Source organism: Methylobacterium sp. B1, from assembly GCF_000333255.1.
GTDB classification, from domain to species: Bacteria; Pseudomonadota; Alphaproteobacteria; order Rhizobiales; family Beijerinckiaceae; genus Methylobacterium; species Methylobacterium fujisawaense.
Genome location: NZ_BACT01000701.1, coordinates 1 through 17,454 on the forward strand (window position 1 = coordinate 1; position 17,454 = coordinate 17,454).

The window sequence follows — 17,454 nt, forward strand, 5'->3', positions numbered from 1 at the left end:
GAAGCGTCTGGTAGAACGAAGGTTTTCACCCTCCTGAGGTGCCGCGCGAGCGGCTTCGAAGGCGGGCTCCAGGGAACACCGAGATATCTGGAGGCCTCCTGCGAGGCCTCCGCTTCGCTCCGGCACCTCGGGACGAGGTGATCTGACAGGACGCATGATGACCGATTTTGCCCCCGTCGACGGTACCGCGATCGCACAGGCGCTGCGCCAGCGCGCGGCGGAGAAGATCCTCGTCCTCGACGGTGCGATGGGCACCGTGATCCAGCGGCTGAAGTTCTCGGAAGAGGATTTTCGCGGCGACCGGTTCAAGGATCACGGCCACGATCAGAAGGGCAACAACGACCTGCTGATCCTGACGCAGCCCGACGCGATCCGGCAGAGCACGTTGAAGCGCACCAGCCGGTCCATGCCGGCGATGCCGATCGCCGAGAGCAGCGCGCCGATCGTCGTGGGGATCAGCGTGACGAACAGGGCGACGAGGACGATCACGGGGATCGAACCGCCCGCGTAGCTCGCGAAGCTCGGGATCGAGGCCACCGCGAAGACGAACACGATGGTGAGCCCGGCGAGCAGGATGTTCAGGGCGATCTCGTTCGGCGTCTTCTGCCGCGAGGCGCCCTCCACCAGGGCGATCATCCGGTCGACGAAGGTCGAGCCGGCCGCCGCGGTGATGCGGACCTTGATCTCGTCCGAAAGAACCTGCGTGCCGCCGGTCACCGCCGAGCGGTCGCCGCCGGATTCGCGGATCACCGGTGCGGATTCGCCCGTGATGGCGGCCTCGTTCACGGAGGCCACGCCCTCGATCACCTCGCCGTCGGAGGGGATCAGGTCGCCGGCCTCGACCAAGACGACGTCGCCGACCTTGAGGGCGGTGCCCGGCACCGTCTCGTAGGCCCGGCCCGCCCCCTTGAGGCGCTTGGCCGTCATCTCGGTGCGGGTGCGCCGCAGGCTGTCGGCCTGGGCCTTGCCGCGCCCCTCCGCGAGGGCCTCGGCGAAGTTGGCGAAGATCAGGGTGAACCACAGCCAGAGGATGATCTGGCCGGAGAAGGCGAGGTCGCTGCCGCCGGTGACGAGGTCGCGGGCGAACAGGACCGTGGTGAGCGCCGCCACGACCTCGACCACGAACATGACCGGGTTGCGGATCATGGCGCGGGGATCGAGCTTCCTGACGGAGCCGATGAGGGCCGGCCCGATCAGGGCGGCACTGAACAGGGATGATGTCTGACGCGACATGGAAGATGTCCGGAAGGGGTGGGGAGCCCGGCGCGGCGCGCCGGGCGCTTTTGGGATCAGAGGGCCAGCCTGCCGGCCGTCAGGGCGTAGGCGGCCAGGAGGGCGAAGCCGCCGAGCAGGACGACGCCGAGGAGCGCCAGGACGAGGTCCGACGTCCGCAGGGGCGGGGCACCGGCGCGGTCGCGCCGGTGCGGCTGCCGGTGCAGCACGAGGTGGTGGCGCGCGACGCGCCGGGCGGGGAGGGCGCGGGGCATCTCAGCCCCCCGTCGCGAAGGTCTGGCCGGCCGCGCCCGCGAGGTGCTCGACCACGGGGCCGAGGGCCAGCGAGGGGAAGAAGGTCAGGCCGCCGATGATCAGGATCACGCCGACGAGGAGCCCGACGAACAGGCCGCCATGCGTCGGGAACGTGCCCGCGGAGGCCGGGACCGTCTTCTTGGCGGCGAGCGAGCCCGCGATGGCCAGGACCGGGATCTTCACGAAGAACCGGCCGACCAGCATGCCGATGGCCAGGGTGCTGTTGTAGAACAGCGTGTTGGCCGTCAGCCCGCCGAAGGCCGAGCCGTTGTTGGCCGCCGCCGACGTGTAGGCGTAGAGGATCTCCGAGAAGCCGTGCGGACCGGCATTGGCCGGGCCGGCGAGGCCCGCCGGCACCACCGTCGCCAGGGCGGTGAAGCCCAGCATCATCAGCGGCAGGCAGAGGATGCCGAGCATGGCCATCTTCACCTCCTTCGCCTCGATCTTCTTGCCGAGGTATTCGGGGGTGCGGCCGACCATCAGGCCCGCCACGAAGATCGCCACGATCACGAAGATCAGCATGCCGTAGAGGCCGGCGCCGACGCCGCCGATGATGATCTCGCCGAGCTGCATGTTGAGCAGCGGGATCAGGCCGCCAAGCGCCGTGAACGAGTCGTGCATGGCGTTGACGGCGCCGCAGGAGGCCGCCGTGGTGATCACCGCGAACAGCGCCGAGGCGGCGATGCCGAAGCGGGTCTCCTTGCCCTCCATGTTGCCGCCGGTCAGCCCGAAGCTGTTCAGGACGGCGCTGCCGTGGGCCTCGGCCCAATAGGTGACGAGGACGCCCGCGAGGAACAGGATCCCCATGGCGCCGAGGATCGCCCAGCCCTGGCGCTCGTCGCCGACCATGCGGCCGAAGACGTTGGTCAGCGCGGCGCCGATCACGAAGATCGAGACCATCTGGACGAAGTTCGACAGGGCGGTGGGGTTCTCGAACGGGTGCGCGGCGTTGGCGTTGAAGAAGCCGCCGCCATTGGTCCCGAGCATCTTGATCGCCACCTGGCTCGCCACCGGTCCGAGCGCGAGGGTCTGGTGCGCGCCCTCCAGGGTCGTGGCGTCGACGTAGGCGCCGAGCGTCTGCGGCATGCCCTGCCAGACGAGGAACAGCGTGTAAGGCACGCAGATCGGCAGAAGCACGTAGAGGGTGGCGCGGGTCACATCGACCCAGAACGAGCCGATCGTGCCCGACGAGGCGCGGGCGAACCCGCGGATCAGCGCCACCGCCACCGCGATGCCGGTCGCCGCCGACAGGAAGTTCTGGTGCGTCAGCCCCAGCATCTGGGAGAGGTACGAGAGCGTGGTCTCGCCGCCGTAGGACTGCCAGTTGGTGTTGGTGATGAAGCTGGTCGACGTGTTGAACGCGAGATCCGGCGCCACCGCGGTCTGATCGGCCGGATTGAGCGGCAGCACCGCCTGCAGCCGCAGGATCGCGTACAGCACCGCAAAGCCCAGCACGTGGAACAGGATGACCGCGCCCGTATAGGCCAGCCAGTGCTGCTCCTGGCGGGCATCGATGCCGGACACGCGGTAGAGCCCGCGCTCGACGGGGCCGAGCACGGGTGAGAGGAGGGTGCGCTCTCCGGTGAAGACCCGGGTCATGTACGATCCGAGGGGCTTCACGAGCGCCAGAACGACCGCGCAGTAGAGCGCGATCTGGATCCAGCCGTTGAGGTTCATGGGGGAGATCCGTCAGGGCCGCTCAGAACCGCTCGGGGCGGACGAGGGCGTAGGTGAGGTAGACGAGGAGGCCGGCGGTCACGCAGGCGCCGAGGGCGAGGTCGAGGGTCATGGCGGACTCTCTCAGAGCCGATCGCAGGCGGCCGCGTAGCCGGCGGCGGCGGCGAAGAAGGCGAGCGCTCCGGCGAGGAAGACGATGTCGAGCATGGGGGTCAGGTCCGGTTCGGCGGACCGGCCGCGGAGGTTCCGCACCCGGCCTTGGCCGACCATCAGTGTCGCCTCGAACCGCGTTAGGGTTCGAGCGAGGACCGGGGCGGAACTTATAAGGGTCGCGTTAGGATCGTGCGCGTCCGACGAAGCTCGCACGCAACGCGCCGCAGGCTGCCGGCATCGTCAGCCGCGCGGCGCCGGGGCAGAGCGCACGCCACAGCGCCCGATCCAGCCGGATCACGCCCGCGGCCTCGCCGCGAATGCCGCCATAGATCAACCCACAAGCGTGGCAGCGCCCGGCGACGGGTACGATGGGGCAGGCGCAGGGCGCGGCCAAGCCAATCTGCGGCGACCGCCCGGGTGCGGGACAGGACGGCGCTCCGGAGGGCTGGTCGTCCGGACCGAGCGCCGTAACCGCGGCGCTCATCGAGCGGTGAAGGGTTCGGGGATGTTCAGAGCCAGCAGCAGGACCGAGATGGCCGACCAAGCGCCGAGCGTGACGATCATCAGCGCGAAGACGCGGTCGGCCCGACATTCGGCGAGGATATGGCGAAGGATCTGCATGGGGGAGCTCCATCCGGGCATGTGCCCGGTGGCGCGATCACGTCCCCGTCGGCCGTGAGGATCCAAGACGGCTGCAGAGCATCCGGCGTAGGGATGTCATCAGGATCGCGAGCGACTGCGAGGTCAGGCGTCCCGTCGTCGGCGGCCGTGGTCTGCGGCTGTGCCGCCAGCGCCGTGGCAAGACCGAGGAAGCTCGGATCGAGTTCGTGCAGGAAGCAGGGCGGCGAGCTGTACGGGCCGACTTCCAGGTCGGCGCATGCGGAAGACGTAACCGTCGGCCCCTGCGGCCGGGATGCGTCTGAAGTCATGATTCGGCCCTTCCCGGTGTGGCTCGTCCGCGCCCGCGGCCGGACATCCGCATCGAAGCGGACGCCGACCTCTGCATCGTCCGTCTCGCGACCGGCCCTATGCCGGTTCGGTCTCGGGCTGCTCGGTCGAACTGAACACGACGTCGCCGGTCCGCTCGCAGATCACGCTCACCGACGTCGCACCCTTATCCCGATGCTGGATGGGCAGTTGCGCCAGCGCGTAGGCCGTCGCCGCCTCAAGGTCGCACGGCCAGAGCTTGGTAAAGCTCTCGCGCTTTCCCTTACGAAAAGTGATCTTGTAGGCCATTATTTCCTCCGTTTTCACGGAAGATACACTGTACCTGACGCGACGCGACGCCTCGCCCAGACATGGCACCGATGCGTCCGGGGCGGGCACGGATGATCGGCGGCCGTGACGGACCGGCTGAAATCGACGGTCTGTTTCGAGTTGCCACACCTGTGGGCACATCGTTCACCGCAACGCGACAGCAGTTCTGACGCCGCTTGATCCGACAATTGGACCATGTAACGGTGTCGAATAATGAATAGCCAGGCTTCGGACAACGCGTGTGTCCGGCCTCACGCGGCAAGCCGCGGCGCCCTCGAAGCGTCGTTGTCAGGGTGGTCCGAGCCATGTCTCACACGCCGGCCGGGTCCCCGTTCGAGACGTCTGCGGATGCGCTGGGGGCCGCGATCCGGACAGCCGGATCGCCCGAGGACGGCGTCGCCAGGCACAAGCTCATTGATCTGCTGGATCGCGAGTTTTTCCGCTTCCTGGGCGCCGGTCTCGGAGATCGCCATCGTGCCGGTGATCGAGTGCAGGATGCCGACCGTCACCTCGCTGTCGGTCACCGCGAGGCCGGTGGTGTTCACCGCCGCGGTCGGCGGCGCCGCCCAGGCATTCCGCGGCATCAGCGCCAGCGCCGGGGCGCCGGCCAGTCCCATGAGCAGCCTGCGCCGCAGCGGGGAGCGCAAGCCGTGATCGGCGCCGGTCTCGGTGTCGTCTGCCATGTGCCTGACCCTGTTCGCGTCCGGGGCCTTGAGAGGCGGCCGCGGATCGACGAGCGCAGGCTAGGTCCTGGGTTGCGGTGCGGCCTATACGCGATTTTGCGTATGGCCGTACTCTTGCATGCGGTGCACCATCGCCGCGGAATACTTTGAGGTTGGGGTGACGGGGAGCGCGAAGAGCGTGAGCACCGTTCGGGTGCTCGATGTTTCGCGCGCGCCCGCGCCCGTCGGCGTCGCATGCGCCGCGCCGGCCATGGGCGGCGGCCGGGTCGTCCGGTCTCCGGCGCCATGAGCGGTCCGCAGCGCATCATCCCGATCCGCCGGGACTACAACCGCTTCGTCGCCGACGAGACCCTGGAGGACTACGCCCTCCGCTTCACCGCCAAGAAGGCGCGGCGCTGGTCCAGTCTGGAGGTGGCGCAGACCGCGCTCGGGTCGATCTCGTTCCTGGCGCTCGAGGCGATCGGCGGGACGCTGGCGCTGACGGCCGGGCTCCCCAACACGGTGGCGGCCGTCCTGGTCGTCGGCCTGATCATCTTCGCGACGGCGGCACCGATCACGGTCTACGCCGCCCGTCACGGCGTCGACATGGATCTCCTCACCCGCGGCGCCGGGTTCGGCTATCTCGGCTCGACCGTCACGTCGCTGATCTACGCGAGCTTCACGTTCCTGTTCTTCGCCATCGAGGCGGCGATCATGGCGCTGGCGCTGCAGCTCTGCTTCGGGCTGCCGCTGGGCGTCGGCTACCTGCTCTGCGCCGGGGCGGTGATCCCGCTCGTCGTCTACGGGATCCGTCTGATCAGCCGGTTCCAGATCTGGACGCAGCCGATCTGGATCGGGCTGAGCCTGCTCCCGCTGATCTTCGTGGCGGCACAGGGCGCGGGGCCGCTGCGCGCGCTCACCGTCTTCCCGGGCCTCGACGGCGGCGGCGCCGGCTTCGATCTCGCCCGATTCGGGCTCGCCACGGGCGTCCTGCTGGCGCTGCTGGCGCAGGTCGGCGAGCAGGTCGACTTCCTCCGCTTCGTGCCGGAGCCGGCAGGTCCGCGCGACCGCCGCTGGTGGCTGGCGGTCCTGGCGGGCGGCGCGGGCTGGATCCTGCCCGGCATGCTGAAGATCCTGCTCGGCGCCGCCCTCGCGGTCCTGGCCCTGGGGCACGGCGTCCCGCCCGAGCACGCTGCCGAGCCGACCCGGATGTATGCGGTGGCCTTCGGCTATCTGACGGGGGAGGGCAGCCGGGCAGCACTGCTGCTCACCGGGCTGTTCGTCATCGTCTCGCAGCTCAAGATCAACCTCACCAACGCCTATGCCGGCTCGATCGCGTGGTCGAACTTCTTCTCCCGGCTGACCCACAGCCATCCGGGACGGGTGGTCTGGCTCGTGTTCAACGTCGCCATCGCGGTGCTCCTGATGGAGCTCGGTATCGACAAGACCATCGAGAGCACGCTGCCGCTCTACGGAGCCGTGGTCTCGGCCTGGGTCGGGGCGCTCGCCGCGGACCTCGCGGTCAACAAGCCGCTGGGCCTCTCGCCTCCGGGGATCGAGTTCAAGCGCGCCCATCTCTACGCCGTGAACCCGGTGGGGACCGGCGCCATGGCGCTGGCGCTGACGGCTGGCGGCGCGGCCTATCTCGGCTGGCTTGGCCCGATCCTGCAGCCCTTCGCGCCGCTGCTCACCCTCGCCGTCGCCTTCGGCGCCGCGCCGGCGATCGCCTGGGCGACGGGGGGGCGCTGGTATCTCGCCCGGACGCCCAAGCAGGATTGGGGCACCGCCGAGGTCACCTGCCGGGTCTGCGAGTTGCCCTTCGAGGGCGAGGACATGGCCCATTGCCCGGCCTACGACGCGCCGATCTGCTCGCTCTGCTGCTCGCTCGACGCCCGCTGCGGCGACCTGTGCAAGCCGCACGGAAGGCTGGAGGTGCAGGCGCAAGCCGTAGCCGCCCGGATCCTGCCGGGCCGGACCGCAGCCTGGATCGGCGCGCCGCTCGGCCGCTACCTCGCGGTGATGCTGACGCTCTGCGCGGTGATCGGCCTGATCCTCGGCATCGTGCATGCGGGCGCGACGATTGCCCACCCGGAGAATCGCGAGTTCCTGCGCACGGCGCTGACCAGCGTGTTCTTCACCCTGGTGGTGATCCTCGGCGTGGTGGCGTGGCTGTTCGTGCTCGCCCAGGAGAGCCGGCGCGTCGCCCAGGCCGAGACGATGCGCCAGACCGCGCTCTACCAGGCGGAGATCGCCGCCCATAAGATCACCGACGCCAAGCTGCAGGAGGCCAAGGAGCGGGCCGAGGCCGCCAACCAGGCCAAGAGCCGCTACGTGGTCGGGATCAGCCACGAGCTGCGCACGCCGCTCTCCACGGTGCTCGGCTACGCGCAGCTCCTGGAATCGGATCCGGCGATCCCGGCGCACCGCCTCAACGGTCTCCGGGTGATCCGCCGCAGCGCCCAGCACCTGTCCGGGCTGATCGACGGCCTCCTCGACATCTCGCGCATGGAGGCCGGACGCCTTCAGATTCACCGCGACGAGGTGCGCCTCGCGGATTTTCTCGACCAGCTGGTCGACATGGTCCGGCTCCAGGCGCGCGAGGCGGGGCTGGAGTTCCGCTTTTCGCGGCCGGAGATCCTGCCGGCCGTGGTCGCCACCGACGAGAAGCGGCTGCGCCAAGTGCTGCTCAACCTTTTGTCGAACGCCATCAAGTTCACGGAAACCGGCACCGTCTCGCTGGACCTGAGCTACCGGAGCCAGATCGCGATCTTCACGATCCGCGACACCGGTCCCGGCATCCCGGAGGCGGATCTCGCGCGGATCTTCGAGCCGTTCGAGCGCGGCTCGACACCGGCCGCCCGCAGCACGCCGGGGACCGGGCTCGGGCTCACCATCGCCAACCTGCTGGCCCAATTGCTGGGCGGCGAGATTACCGTGACGGCGGCGCCGGGCGGCGGCACGCAGGCGCGTCTGCGGCTGATGCTGGCCTCCGTGGCCCAGCCGGCACCGATTGTCCCGCCCGCGCCGGCGGCGGCCCCGGAGAGGGTCTATGCGGGCGCGCGACGCACCGTCCTGGTCGCCGACGACGACAGCGCCCACCGCGCGCTGATGCGGGCGATCCTGGAGCCGCAGGGCATCTCCGTCCTGGAGGCCGGCTCGGGGCCGGAGTGCCTGGCCATCGTCGCGCGGGGCGGGGTCGACCTGATCCTGCTCGACATCGCGATGCCCGGGATGACCGGCTGGGCGGCGGCCGCGGCCCTGCGGCAGGCCGGACATACCGGCCCCATCGCCATGATGTCCGCCAATGTCCACGAGATCAGCCCGGTTCGCGGCGACGACGCGCCCCACGACGCCATCTTCGCCAAGCCCTTCGACCTGCGCGACGTGATGGAGCGGATCGGCAAGCTCCTGCACCTCGAATGGACCGAGAGCCCCGCGCCGACGCAGCCCGAGCCTGTTCCGGCCTTCGCGGACGGGCCGGGGCCCGGGCCCGAGCATATCGGCGAGCTCCTGCGCCTCGGCCGGATCGGGCATATCCGGGCCATCGAGGCCAAGCTGATCCAGATGGAGGAGGACGCGACCGTGCCGCCCGCTTTCGTCGCCCGGATGCGCGGGCTGGTCGAAGGGTACGACCTGCGCCGCTATCTCTCGGTCCTGCAGGAGCTCGCCCGTCATGGCTGAGGCGCCGAAGCTCCAGCCGAACCGGGACATCGTCCTGGTGATCGATGATTCGCCCGACACGCTGAGCTTCCTCACCGAGGCGATCGAGCGCTCCGGGGCCACCGTGCTGGTCGCGGTCGGCGGCGACCTCGCCCTGGCCCTCGTGGACGAGATCACGCCCGACGTGATCCTGCTCGACGCGGTGATGCCGGGGCTCGACGGCTTCGAGACCTGCCGGCGGCTCAAGGCCAAGCCGCATCTCGCCGGCGTGCCGGTGATCTTCATGACCGGCTTGAGCGAGACCGAGCACATCGTGAAGGGCCTCTCCGCCGGCGGCATCGACTACGTCACGAAGCCCATCGCGCCGGACGAGATCCTGGCCCGGATCCGCGTGCACCTCGCCAGCGCCCGCGCCGCGCAGAGCGCCCGGGCTGCCCTCGACACGGCCGGGCGGACCCTGTTCGCCGTCTCGGAGGACGGGCATGTGCTGTGGTCGACGCCTCAGGCCGGCCGGCTGCTGGCCGGGCTCGGCGCCGATCGGCCCGGCGCCGTCGAACTGCCCGCCAAGGCGCGCGACTGGCTGCGCGGATGCCTCGCCGGCGCCGCGCAGCCCCTGACGCTGACCGATCGCGACGGCCTCGCCTACGCCCTGAGCTTCATCGGCCGCACGCCGGACGAGATCCTGCTCCGCCTGTCGCGGGACGCGCTCTCGGCGGGGGTCGAGCGGCTCCGGGCGCGCCTCCCGGTCACCGGCCGCGAGGCGGAGGTTCTGCTCTGGCTGTCCCGCGGCAAGTCGAGCCGCGACATCGGCGAGATCCTCGGGCTCAGCCACCGGACCGTGACCAAGCACCTCGAGGGCATCTACGCCAAGCTCGGCGTGGAGAACCGCACGGCGGCCTCGATCATCGCCGCACGCCATCTGGAGGGGTGAGCCGAAGGGCGCATCCCGCTCTTGTCCACAGGCTGCGCGGCCCGGCGAAACGCCTTGGTAAGCCCCGTTCCCTCACGGTCCCGGCTCAGCCTGACAAGCCGAGTCCGGATGCGATGATGACCAGCCAGCAGCTCGCCGACGAACTGAAGCGGATCGCCACCACGCAGGTCAGCGACATCACCCGCGCGGTGAAGGAAGGCCAGAAGTCGATCGCGCTCAACGAGGTGCGGGACATGGCGCGGCGCCTCGTCCTGCTCGCGGACGCCTTCGATCCGAAATCCGCGGCTGAGAAGTCCGAACCCGTCGCCGAAGCCGTCGACGACGCCCAGGCCGCCTGACACCCGTTGCCGGCGGTGTCCCCGCCGGTCCCCTCCCAGGAGCGCTTCATGGTCCGCGCCCACTTCACCATCCGCCTCGGCAACGCTTCGCTCCCGGCCTCGGCGGCCCAGTGGGTCGAGGATGTCGAGGCCGCCCGGTCCACCGCGCGCACGATCGTGCAGGGGCTGATGCGCCAGCACGGCGGCGACCCGCGGCTGATGGAGGCGGCGATGGTGATCACCGACGACGACGGCGCCACGCTCCTGGAGATGTCCTTCTTCGACGCGCTGTACCTGCCGGTCGAGCCGGTCGCGGATGCCGACCGTCGCCGGCCGCGTGCGCCGCGCAGGGCCGCGCCGCTGGGTCTGACGGCCGCCCTCGGCCCCGTCCGGCGTCTTGCGGGCGCGCTGGGCATGCGCGCGCCTTCCCTGTCGGGCCGCTGAGACCGGCTCAGCCGAAGAGGTCGCTGACCACGAAGCCGCGCGGTGCGAGGCGCTCGGCCAGCACGCGCCGATGGCAGCCGGCCGGATCGCGCTCGAAGCACAGCAGGCAGATCGGGGCCCCCTCGGCCAGCGCGGCGAGCTCGTCGAGGGCCGCGAGGCCTGCGGCCGTGTCCAGCACCTCCTCGCAGTAGATCCGGCGCATCAGCGCCGCGTCCCCGGCCCGGGCCGCCTGCCGGCCGGATTTCGGTGTCCCGAGGCTGCGCAGATGCGCGTAGCCCAGGCCGGCCTCGCGCAGGGATGTGCCCAGCGCACCCTTCGAGAAGCCGCGCTTGCGTGAGTTCGCCACCGCCCGGACATCCGCCAGCGTTGCGACCCCCGCCGAGCGCAGGACCCCGACGAGGCGCTCCGAATCGAGGCCTTCGTAGCCTATGGTAAAGAGTTGCTTACTCACGGCGCCGTGTCCGGACTCGCGTTGCGGGACCGCGACTTAGCCGGATCTCGCCCTGTGAACCAACCGGGGATGGGCGCCGTATGTCGCGGGCAGGCAACGCGTCTCGGAATTCCGCCGCAATGATCGCAAAGCTCCGTTAACCGCGCCGGGGCCATCGAATACGCCTGTCTGTGGCGCTTCTTCGGTGGCGGGCTAAACACTGATGTCGCGGATTTCAAAACTTTCGCGGTCGCCGTTCGGGGAAGTCGCTCGGAGTCTGACCGACCGTCTGAAGCCGGCCCGGCGCCTCGCCGGGCGCTTCGCCGCCGCCGCCATCCTGGCCGGCCTCGCGGCCTGTGCCTCCAACAACGACTTCTATCCGACGAAGGGTGACGCCAAGCCCCATCCGGGCGTGGCCAAGGCCAAGCTCCACCCGATCCAGGGCATCGACATCTCGAAGTGGCAGGGCAACGTCGACTGGGCCTCGGTCCGGGCCGCCGGCACGCAGTTCGCCTTCATCAAGGCCACCGAGGGCGGCGACCACGTCGACGAGCGCTTCCGGACCAACTGGGACGGCGCGGCGCGGGCCGGCGTGCCGCGGGGCGCGTACCACTTCGTGTTCTGGTGCCGCTCCGCCAGGGAGCAGATGGACTGGTTCAAGCGGAACGTTCCGAACGACCCCACCGCTCTGCCGCCGGTCCTCGACGTCGAGTGGAACGGCCACTCGCAGACCTGCCCGAAGAAGCTGCCCAAGGCCCAGGCCCTGGCGATGGTCACCGAGATGCTGGAGGAGATGGAGCGCTACACCGGCAAGCGCCCGATCATCTACACCGACATCACCTTCCACAAGGACGTGCTGGAGGGCGAACTCCCGGACTATCCGCACTGGCTGCGCTCCACCGCGGCCGAGCCGGAGCAGCGGTTCGTCAACCGTAAGTGGATGCTGTGGCAGTTCACCTCGACGGGTCGGGTCCCGGGCGTGCGGGGTGACGTCGACCGCAACGCCTTCTACGGGACCCCGTCGGACTGGGCCTCGTTCCTGGCCACCGACTGCGATCCGCGCGAACACAGGAGACTCTCGGAGCAGGGTCTATGCACGGACAAGTAGATGAACGGGTGCAACGAAACCTAAGTTAGTTCGAGGGCGCAGCCTGCGGGGTATGGCTGGCGAGTCCGCACGCTGACGGGCGCATATCCGTGAGGGTCCTGACGGGACCCTCTCTGCCGCATCTCGCCGCCCCATGCCGATCGAACCTGCCGCCTCCACCGGCAACCTGCTCCTCGACGCGCTTTCGGGTTCGGACCGCGCGCTGATCGAACGCGATCTGGAACCGGTGACCGTCGCCAGGGGGGACACGATCCTCACGGCTGACTCCGGCGCGAGCCCTGTGATCTTTCCCTGTGACCAGACCGTTGTCGCTCTGGTCGTCGCCACCCACGACGGCCGGATGGCGGAGACCGCGAGCGTCGGTCACGACGGGGCGGTCGGCGGGATCATCGGCCAGGGCCGGCTGCCGAACGCCGTCAGCGGGCTGGTGCAGGTGGGCGGGCGGGTGCTGCGCCTCGACGCGGACCGCCTGCGGGAGGCCGAGCGCCGATCCGCGACGTTCCGCGATCTGTTCGCCCGCTATGCCGATTGTTTCCTGGCTCAGCTGCTCCTGATCGGGGCCTGCAACGCCGTGCACCCGATCGAGCAGCGCTGCCTCCGCTGGCTGCTGTCGTTGCAGGACCGGACCGGCGGCGACACCCTTCCGGTCACCCACGAGCTGATGGCCGCGATGCTCGGCGTCCAGCGGACCTACCTCACCCGGATCCTGCGGATGCTGCAGGAGCAGGGACTCCTCCGGGCGGAGCGCGGGCGCATCACGATCGTCGATCGCCGGGCGGTCTCGGCCGCCGCCTGCGCCTGCCACGCCCGCGTCCGGCTCCATTGCGAGGCGGTGCTCGGCGCGGTGTACGGGCCCGATGGTCCGCGCCGGGCCGCACCGGACGCGGATGCCGGGCCGGTGTCGCGAACGGCCTGAGGGGCCGGAGCGCGGTCAGTCGACGACGGGCACGCAGACCGGCGCTGCGAGGCCCGGGACCGGCGCCACCACCACGTCGATCCCGTAGATCAGACGCAGGAGCGCCGGGGTGACCGTGGCGGCGGACGGCCCGTCGGCGACGAGGCGGCCCCCGTGCAGGGCGACGAGGCGGTCGGCGCAGAGCAGGGCGTGGCCGGGATCGTGCGTCGAGAACAGCACGGCGATGCCGGCCTGGGCGAGGCGGCGGATCTGCCCGAGGACGCGGGCCTGATTGCCGAAATCGAGGCTCGCGGTCGGCTCGTCCATGATCAGCAGCCGCGGCTCCCCGCTCAGCGCCCGGGCGATCAGGGCGAGCTGCCGCTCGCCGCCGCTGATCTCGGTGTAGACCGTGTCGGCCAAGTGCCCGATCCCCAGGGCGTCGAGGGCCTTTTCGGCCGCCGCCGCGTCGGACGGGCCGGGCGCGGCGAACGGGCCGATCCGGCTCGCCCGGCCCATCACGACGACCTCCCGGACGGTGAACGGGAAGAAGGCCGCATGCGCCTGGGGGACGGCGGCGACCATGCGGGCGATGGCGCTGCGCGACAGCCGGGACAGGTCGGTGCCGCCGAGGACGACGCGACCGCCCCGGGCGGGCAGCAGCCCGAGCAGCGTCTTGAACAGGGTGGTCTTGCCGCCGCCGTTCGGCCCGATGAGACACAGCACCTCGCCCGCGGCGAGGTCGAACGACACGCCGCTTCCGACGCTGCGGCCGCCGTAGCCAAAGGCGAGGTCCCGCACATGGAGCAGCATCACGCGAAGCCCCGGCGCCCGGACGCCAGCAGCCAGAGGAAGAACGGGGCCCCGACCAGGGCCGTCAGGATGCCCAGCGGCACCTCGACGGTTCCCATATTCCGCGCGATCAGGTCGACCAGCACGAGGTAGCCCGCTCCGAGCGCCAGCGAGGCCGGCAGCAGCCGGCGGTAATCCGGCCCGACCAGCAGCCGGGCGATGTGCGGCACGATCAGCCCGATCCAGCCGATGACGCCGGTCATCGCGACGGCCGCCGCCGTGATCAGGGTCGCGCCGGCGATCAGGACCGGGCGCAGCACCCGCGTCTCCACGCCGAGGGTCCGCGCCTCCGCGTCGCCGAGGCTCATCAGGTTCATGCGCCAGCGCAGCAGGACGAGGGGCACGAGGCCGATCAGCATCATCGGCAGGGTGGCGGCGACGTCGCCCAGGGTGACCGAGGACAGGCTCCCCAGCAGCCAGAAGGTGATCGCCGGCAGCTGGTTGTAGGGGTCGGCCAGCACCTTCAGGAGCGAGATGCCCGCCCCGAGCACCGCGCCCACCGCCACCCCCGACAAGACCAGGGTCAGGACCGGATCGTGCCGCCGCACGGCGAGGCCGACGCCGTAGACCGCGGCGACGGCGCCGAGCCCGCCCAGGAAGGCCAGGAGCTGGATTGGCGCCACGGGCAGGCCGAGATAGATCCCGAGCACGGCGCCGAGCCCTGCGCCGGCCGACACGCCGAGGATGTCGGGCGAGACCAGCGGGTTGCGGAACAGCCCCTGGTAGGTCGCCCCGGCCGCCGACAATGCTGCGCCGACCACCAGAGCGGCGATGACCCGGGGCAGCCGCACCTGCATCACCACGGTCTCCGCCGCGGCCGGCGCGCGCAGGGGCAGGCCGAGCAGATGGTGCCCGAGGATTGCGGCAAGGTCCGCGGGCGCGACCGGATATTGGCCGACCGCCAAGGCGAGCACGGCCAGCGCCAGCAGAGCCAATCCGGAGAAAAGCGCCGCGGAAATCCGCAGGCGTCTGCGGGTGCGAAGCCCGATCGCCTCGGCCGCAGCCGGGATGTCGCTCATTTCGGCGCGTCCGGTTCCGCGCCCGGGGGCCTCGGTCCGAGGAGGGCGGCGACCTGATCGCCGTCGAGATCGACGTGGTAGAAATCCCGGTAGAAGGCGCGCACCACGTCGGGCATCGGTTCCGGGAACAGGTCCGGGTGGAGCCGGGCCGCCAGCCAGCGCAGGCCGATCAGGCGGTTGACCCCCGGAGGCGCGTCGAACCACGGGAACGGCTGAAGCGGCGCCACGTAGATCCGCCCCGTCTGGACAGCCCGGATGGTCCGCCACAGCGGGTCGGTGCGCAGCCCGGCCGCGAAGGCCGGGTCGAGGGTGACGATCACGTCCGGGTTCCAGGCGAGGACCTGCTCGGGCGAGACGTTGCCGAGGCGACCGCCGCCGTCCTGCGCGACGTTGCGGCCGCCCGCGGCCTCCACCAGCTCGGTGTTGATCGATCCGGCGAAGCCCGTCTCCAGGCCACGCGGGCCGCGCGCGTAATAGACCCGGGGCCGTCGGTCCTCGGGGAGCGTCGCCACGGCGCGGTCCACCCTGTCGGCGAGAGCCTTGGCCTCGGCCGCCAGGGCATCCGCCGCGGATTGCCGGCCCAGCGCGGCGCCGAGCTGCCGGTAGGCTTCCGGACTCTTCGCGAAGCTGCCGTCGAGCAGGATGTAGGGAATCCCGGTCTGCGCCAGGATCCGGTCGGCGAGGGACGCGTAGGTCGGCCCGAGGCTCCCCGAATCGACGATCAGGTCGGGCTTGGCGGCCAGGACCGCCTCGACATTGGCCGTGCCGCCCCGACCGGTCAGGCGGCCATAGGCGGGCAGCGTTCGGGTCCGGGGCTCGAGGAAGGGCAGCGCCTCGGGATGCGGTGCGGTCACCCAGCCGGCCATCAGGTCCGGCGCCAGGGTGTAGAGCAGCACGACGGCCGGCGGCCCCGCGGCGAGCACCCGCCCGATCCTTTCGGGAAGTTCGACCGTGCGGCCGGCCGCATCCGTGAACGGACGCGCCGCGGCCGCCCCGGATGCCACCAGCAGCAGGATCAGCGCCGCGGCCAGGGATGCCCGGCGACCGGGGCTCGATGGCATCAGACGGATGTCCGCTCGAGGATCTCGATCAGCGCGCCGTCCGGTCCCTCCACGAAGGCGATCCGCAGGCCGGGCCCGCGCTCGGTGATGCCGGTCCGCACCGTCACGCCCCGGGCGGTGAGATCGGCCATCGCCGCCTCGATGTCGGCGACGCGCAATCCGACATGCTCGATCCCGAGGCAGGGCGTGGTCGCCGCGGGCGCGATCTCGGCCGGGGCCTGCTCGATGAAGACGGCGAGGCCGCCGAGGTCGAGCACGACACGCTGCACCGGATCCGTGCCGACGCGCTTGACCTCGCGGGCTCCGAACGTCGCGATGTAGAAGGATGCGGCCGCGACGGCGTCGCGGCTGCGCAGGTGGAGGTGGTCGCAGGCGTAGTGCATCGGCTCTCCGGCCTCGGGTGATTCCGGCGCGAGCGGCCTCCGGCCCGATCCCGCCGGAGGCGCCGGTCGGCGCTGCCTCCGACGATAGGGCCGGCCCGCAGCCGCGGCGAGATCGGCCGCTTGACGTTCGGCACGAACCCGCAGACTTTCGCCGACAGGACCGTTGCAGGGATGCAACATCCATCCCACATCCGGCTGGCGAAGCGATATCGCACAGCCAACCGCACAGCCAAGAGATCCATGCGCAATCCCTACGACGTGCTGGGCGTGGCCAAGGGGGCGAGCGAGGCCGAGATCAAGAAGGCCTATCGCAAGCTCGCCAAGGACTTCCACCCCGACCGCAACAAGAACGACGTGAAGGCCAAGGACCGTTTCGCCGAGGCGAACTCGGCCTACGAGATCCTGGGCGACGCCGAGAAGCGCAAGCAGTTCGACCGCGGCGAGATCGATGCCGAGGGCAAGCCGCGCGCGACCGGCTTCGAGGGGTTCGGCGGCTTCGGCGGCGGCCGCGGGGGCAATTTCGACTTCGAGCACATGGCCCGCGCCCAGCGCGGCGGCGGCATGGGCGGCGGCGGGATGGGCGAGGACATCTTCTCGCACATTTTCGGCGAGGCCTTCCGCGCCGGCGGGGCCGGACCGGGCGGTCAGCGCCAGCCCGCCAAGGGCGAAGACGTCGCCGCGGAGCTGTCGGTGACCCTGGAGCAGGTCGCCAGCGAGGAGAAGCTGCGCCTCGCCTTGCCCACCGGCCGGGAGGTCGACGTGATGATCCCCCGTGGCGTGATCGACGGCCAGACCATCCGGCTGCGCGGTCTCGGCCAGAGCGGCGGCCTCCGGGGTGAGCCGGGCGACGCCCTGCTGACGATCCGGATCCGCCCGCATCCGCGCTTCACCGTCGAGGGGGCCGACCTGCGCACCACCGTCGACGTTCCCCTGGAGGATGCCGTGCTCGGCGGGACGATCCGCGTGCCGACGCTCACCGGCGTCGTCGAGATGAAGATCCCGGCGATGACGAGTTCCGGCCGCACCTTCCGCCTGCGCGGCAAGGGCCTGCCGAAGAGGACGGCACCCCCGGGACCTGTTC

18 protein-coding genes and 3 pseudogenes are annotated in these 17,454 nt (G+C 70.9%); 8 read left to right on the forward strand and 13 right to left on the reverse strand.

Annotation, left to right across the window (positions count from 1 at the left end; genetic code table 11):
* Nucleotides 1-157: 157 nt before the first annotated feature.
* Nucleotides 158-379, forward strand: a pseudogene (locus I53_RS35350) (homocysteine S-methyltransferase family protein); the annotation flags it as partial.
* Here the strand turns inward: I53_RS35350 and I53_RS20610 are convergent.
* The 8 genes and pseudogenes from I53_RS20610 to I53_RS20635 all read right to left on the reverse strand — a co-directional run.
* Nucleotides 379-1,233, reverse strand: a pseudogene (locus I53_RS20610) (HAD-IC family P-type ATPase); the annotation flags it as partial. The pseudogenes I53_RS35350 and I53_RS20610 sit on opposite strands and share 1 nt — an antisense overlap.
* A gap of 56 nt (nt 1,234-1,289) precedes the next feature.
* Nucleotides 1,290-1,487 (reverse strand): hypothetical protein, encoded by a 198-nt coding sequence (locus I53_RS20615; protein ID WP_043354148.1) that lies wholly within the window; start codon nt 1,485-1,487, stop codon nt 1,290-1,292.
* Between the two features lies 1 nt (nt 1,488).
* Nucleotides 1,489-3,204 (reverse strand): potassium-transporting ATPase subunit KdpA, encoded by a 1,716-nt coding sequence (gene kdpA, locus I53_RS20620; protein ID WP_043354149.1) that lies wholly within the window; start codon nt 3,202-3,204, stop codon nt 1,489-1,491.
* 22 nt (nt 3,205-3,226) lie between these two features.
* Nucleotides 3,227-3,316, reverse strand: a complete 90-nt coding sequence (locus I53_RS20625; RefSeq protein ID WP_020091582.1) for a K(+)-transporting ATPase subunit F — start codon at nt 3,314-3,316, stop codon at nt 3,227-3,229.
* Between the two features lie 11 nt (nt 3,317-3,327).
* On the reverse strand, nt 3,328-3,474 hold the full coding sequence (locus I53_RS34140; protein WP_158498429.1) for a hypothetical protein: 147 nt from the start codon (nt 3,472-3,474) through the stop codon (nt 3,328-3,330).
* A gap of 363 nt (nt 3,475-3,837) precedes the next feature.
* The gene (locus tag I53_RS34145) at nt 3,838-3,978 is read right to left on the reverse strand and encodes a hypothetical protein (protein WP_164706328.1); all 141 of its coding nucleotides are present in this window, start codon (nt 3,976-3,978) and stop codon (nt 3,838-3,840) included.
* A gap of 405 nt (nt 3,979-4,383) precedes the next feature.
* A complete protein-coding gene (locus tag I53_RS20630; protein ID WP_043354151.1) occupies nt 4,384-4,593 on the reverse strand; it encodes a hypothetical protein in 210 nt (69 codons plus the stop codon).
* 401 nt (nt 4,594-4,994) lie between these two features.
* Nucleotides 4,995-5,297: pseudogene (locus I53_RS20635) on the reverse strand (transporter substrate-binding protein); the annotation flags it as partial.
* 285 nt (nt 5,298-5,582) lie between these two features.
* Between I53_RS20635 and I53_RS20640 the strand changes: the two are divergent.
* The 4 genes from I53_RS20640 (at nt 5,583) to I53_RS20655 (ending at nt 10,628) form a co-directional block, all read left to right on the forward strand.
* On the forward strand, nt 5,583-8,957 hold the full coding sequence (locus tag I53_RS20640) for an ATP-binding protein (RefSeq protein WP_043354168.1): 3,375 nt from the start codon (nt 5,583-5,585) through the stop codon (nt 8,955-8,957).
* Nucleotides 8,950-9,867 carry a DNA-binding response regulator gene (locus tag I53_RS20645; protein WP_043354154.1) on the forward strand — a complete coding sequence of 306 codons (918 nt, stop codon included), beginning with the start codon at nt 8,950-8,952 and terminating at the stop codon, nt 9,865-9,867. Before I53_RS20640 ends, I53_RS20645 begins: the two co-directional genes overlap by 8 nt.
* Before the next feature lie 113 nt (nt 9,868-9,980).
* Complete coding sequence (locus tag I53_RS20650) at nt 9,981-10,205, forward strand: hypothetical protein (protein WP_075381396.1); 225 nt, start codon at nt 9,981-9,983, stop codon at nt 10,203-10,205.
* A 48-nt stretch (nt 10,206-10,253) separates the two neighbouring features.
* Nucleotides 10,254-10,628 carry a hypothetical protein gene (locus I53_RS20655; protein ID WP_043354155.1) on the forward strand — a complete coding sequence of 125 codons (375 nt, stop codon included), beginning with the start codon at nt 10,254-10,256 and terminating at the stop codon, nt 10,626-10,628.
* A gap of 7 nt (nt 10,629-10,635) precedes the next feature.
* Here the strand turns inward: I53_RS20655 and I53_RS20660 are convergent, their stop codons facing one another.
* Nucleotides 10,636-11,079 carry a DUF488 family protein gene (locus I53_RS20660; RefSeq protein WP_043354156.1) on the reverse strand — a complete coding sequence of 148 codons (444 nt, stop codon included), beginning with the start codon at nt 11,077-11,079 and terminating at the stop codon, nt 10,636-10,638.
* Between the two features lie 202 nt (nt 11,080-11,281).
* On the opposite strand from I53_RS20660, the gene I53_RS20665 reads away from it, so the two are divergent.
* Both I53_RS20665 and I53_RS20670 read left to right on the forward strand, forming a co-directional pair.
* On the forward strand, nt 11,282-12,166 hold the full coding sequence (locus I53_RS20665; RefSeq protein WP_051044925.1) for a GH25 family lysozyme: 885 nt from the start codon (nt 11,282-11,284) through the stop codon (nt 12,164-12,166).
* A gap of 133 nt (nt 12,167-12,299) precedes the next feature.
* Nucleotides 12,300-13,082 (forward strand): Crp/Fnr family transcriptional regulator, encoded by a 783-nt coding sequence (locus I53_RS20670; RefSeq protein WP_043354158.1) that lies wholly within the window; start codon nt 12,300-12,302, stop codon nt 13,080-13,082.
* A 15-nt stretch (nt 13,083-13,097) separates the two neighbouring features.
* Here the strand turns inward: I53_RS20670 and I53_RS20675 are convergent, their stop codons facing one another.
* The 4 genes from I53_RS20675 to I53_RS20690 are packed head-to-tail and all read right to left on the reverse strand — an operon-like array spanning nt 13,098 to nt 16,373.
* A complete protein-coding gene (locus I53_RS20675; RefSeq protein ID WP_043354159.1) occupies nt 13,098-13,871 on the reverse strand; it encodes an ABC transporter ATP-binding protein in 774 nt (257 codons plus the stop codon).
* Nucleotides 13,871-14,929 carry an iron ABC transporter permease gene (locus I53_RS20680; protein ID WP_043354161.1) on the reverse strand — a complete coding sequence of 353 codons (1,059 nt, stop codon included), beginning with the start codon at nt 14,927-14,929 and terminating at the stop codon, nt 13,871-13,873. The genes I53_RS20675 and I53_RS20680 overlap by 1 nt, the downstream gene beginning before the upstream one ends.
* Complete coding sequence (locus I53_RS20685) at nt 14,926-15,990, reverse strand: ABC transporter substrate-binding protein (RefSeq protein ID WP_043354162.1); 1,065 nt, start codon at nt 15,988-15,990, stop codon at nt 14,926-14,928. Before I53_RS20685 ends, I53_RS20680 begins: the two co-directional genes overlap by 4 nt.
* Nucleotides 15,990-16,373, reverse strand: coding sequence for a VOC family protein (locus I53_RS20690; protein WP_043354164.1), 384 nt, complete (start codon nt 16,371-16,373; stop codon nt 15,990-15,992). Before I53_RS20690 ends, I53_RS20685 begins: the two co-directional genes overlap by 1 nt.
* Nucleotides 16,374-16,613: 240 nt before the next feature.
* On the opposite strand from I53_RS20690, the gene I53_RS20695 reads away from it, so the two are divergent.
* On the forward strand, nt 16,614-17,454 hold an 841-nt coding region (locus tag I53_RS20695), incomplete at its 3' end, for a DnaJ C-terminal domain-containing protein (protein WP_043354165.1).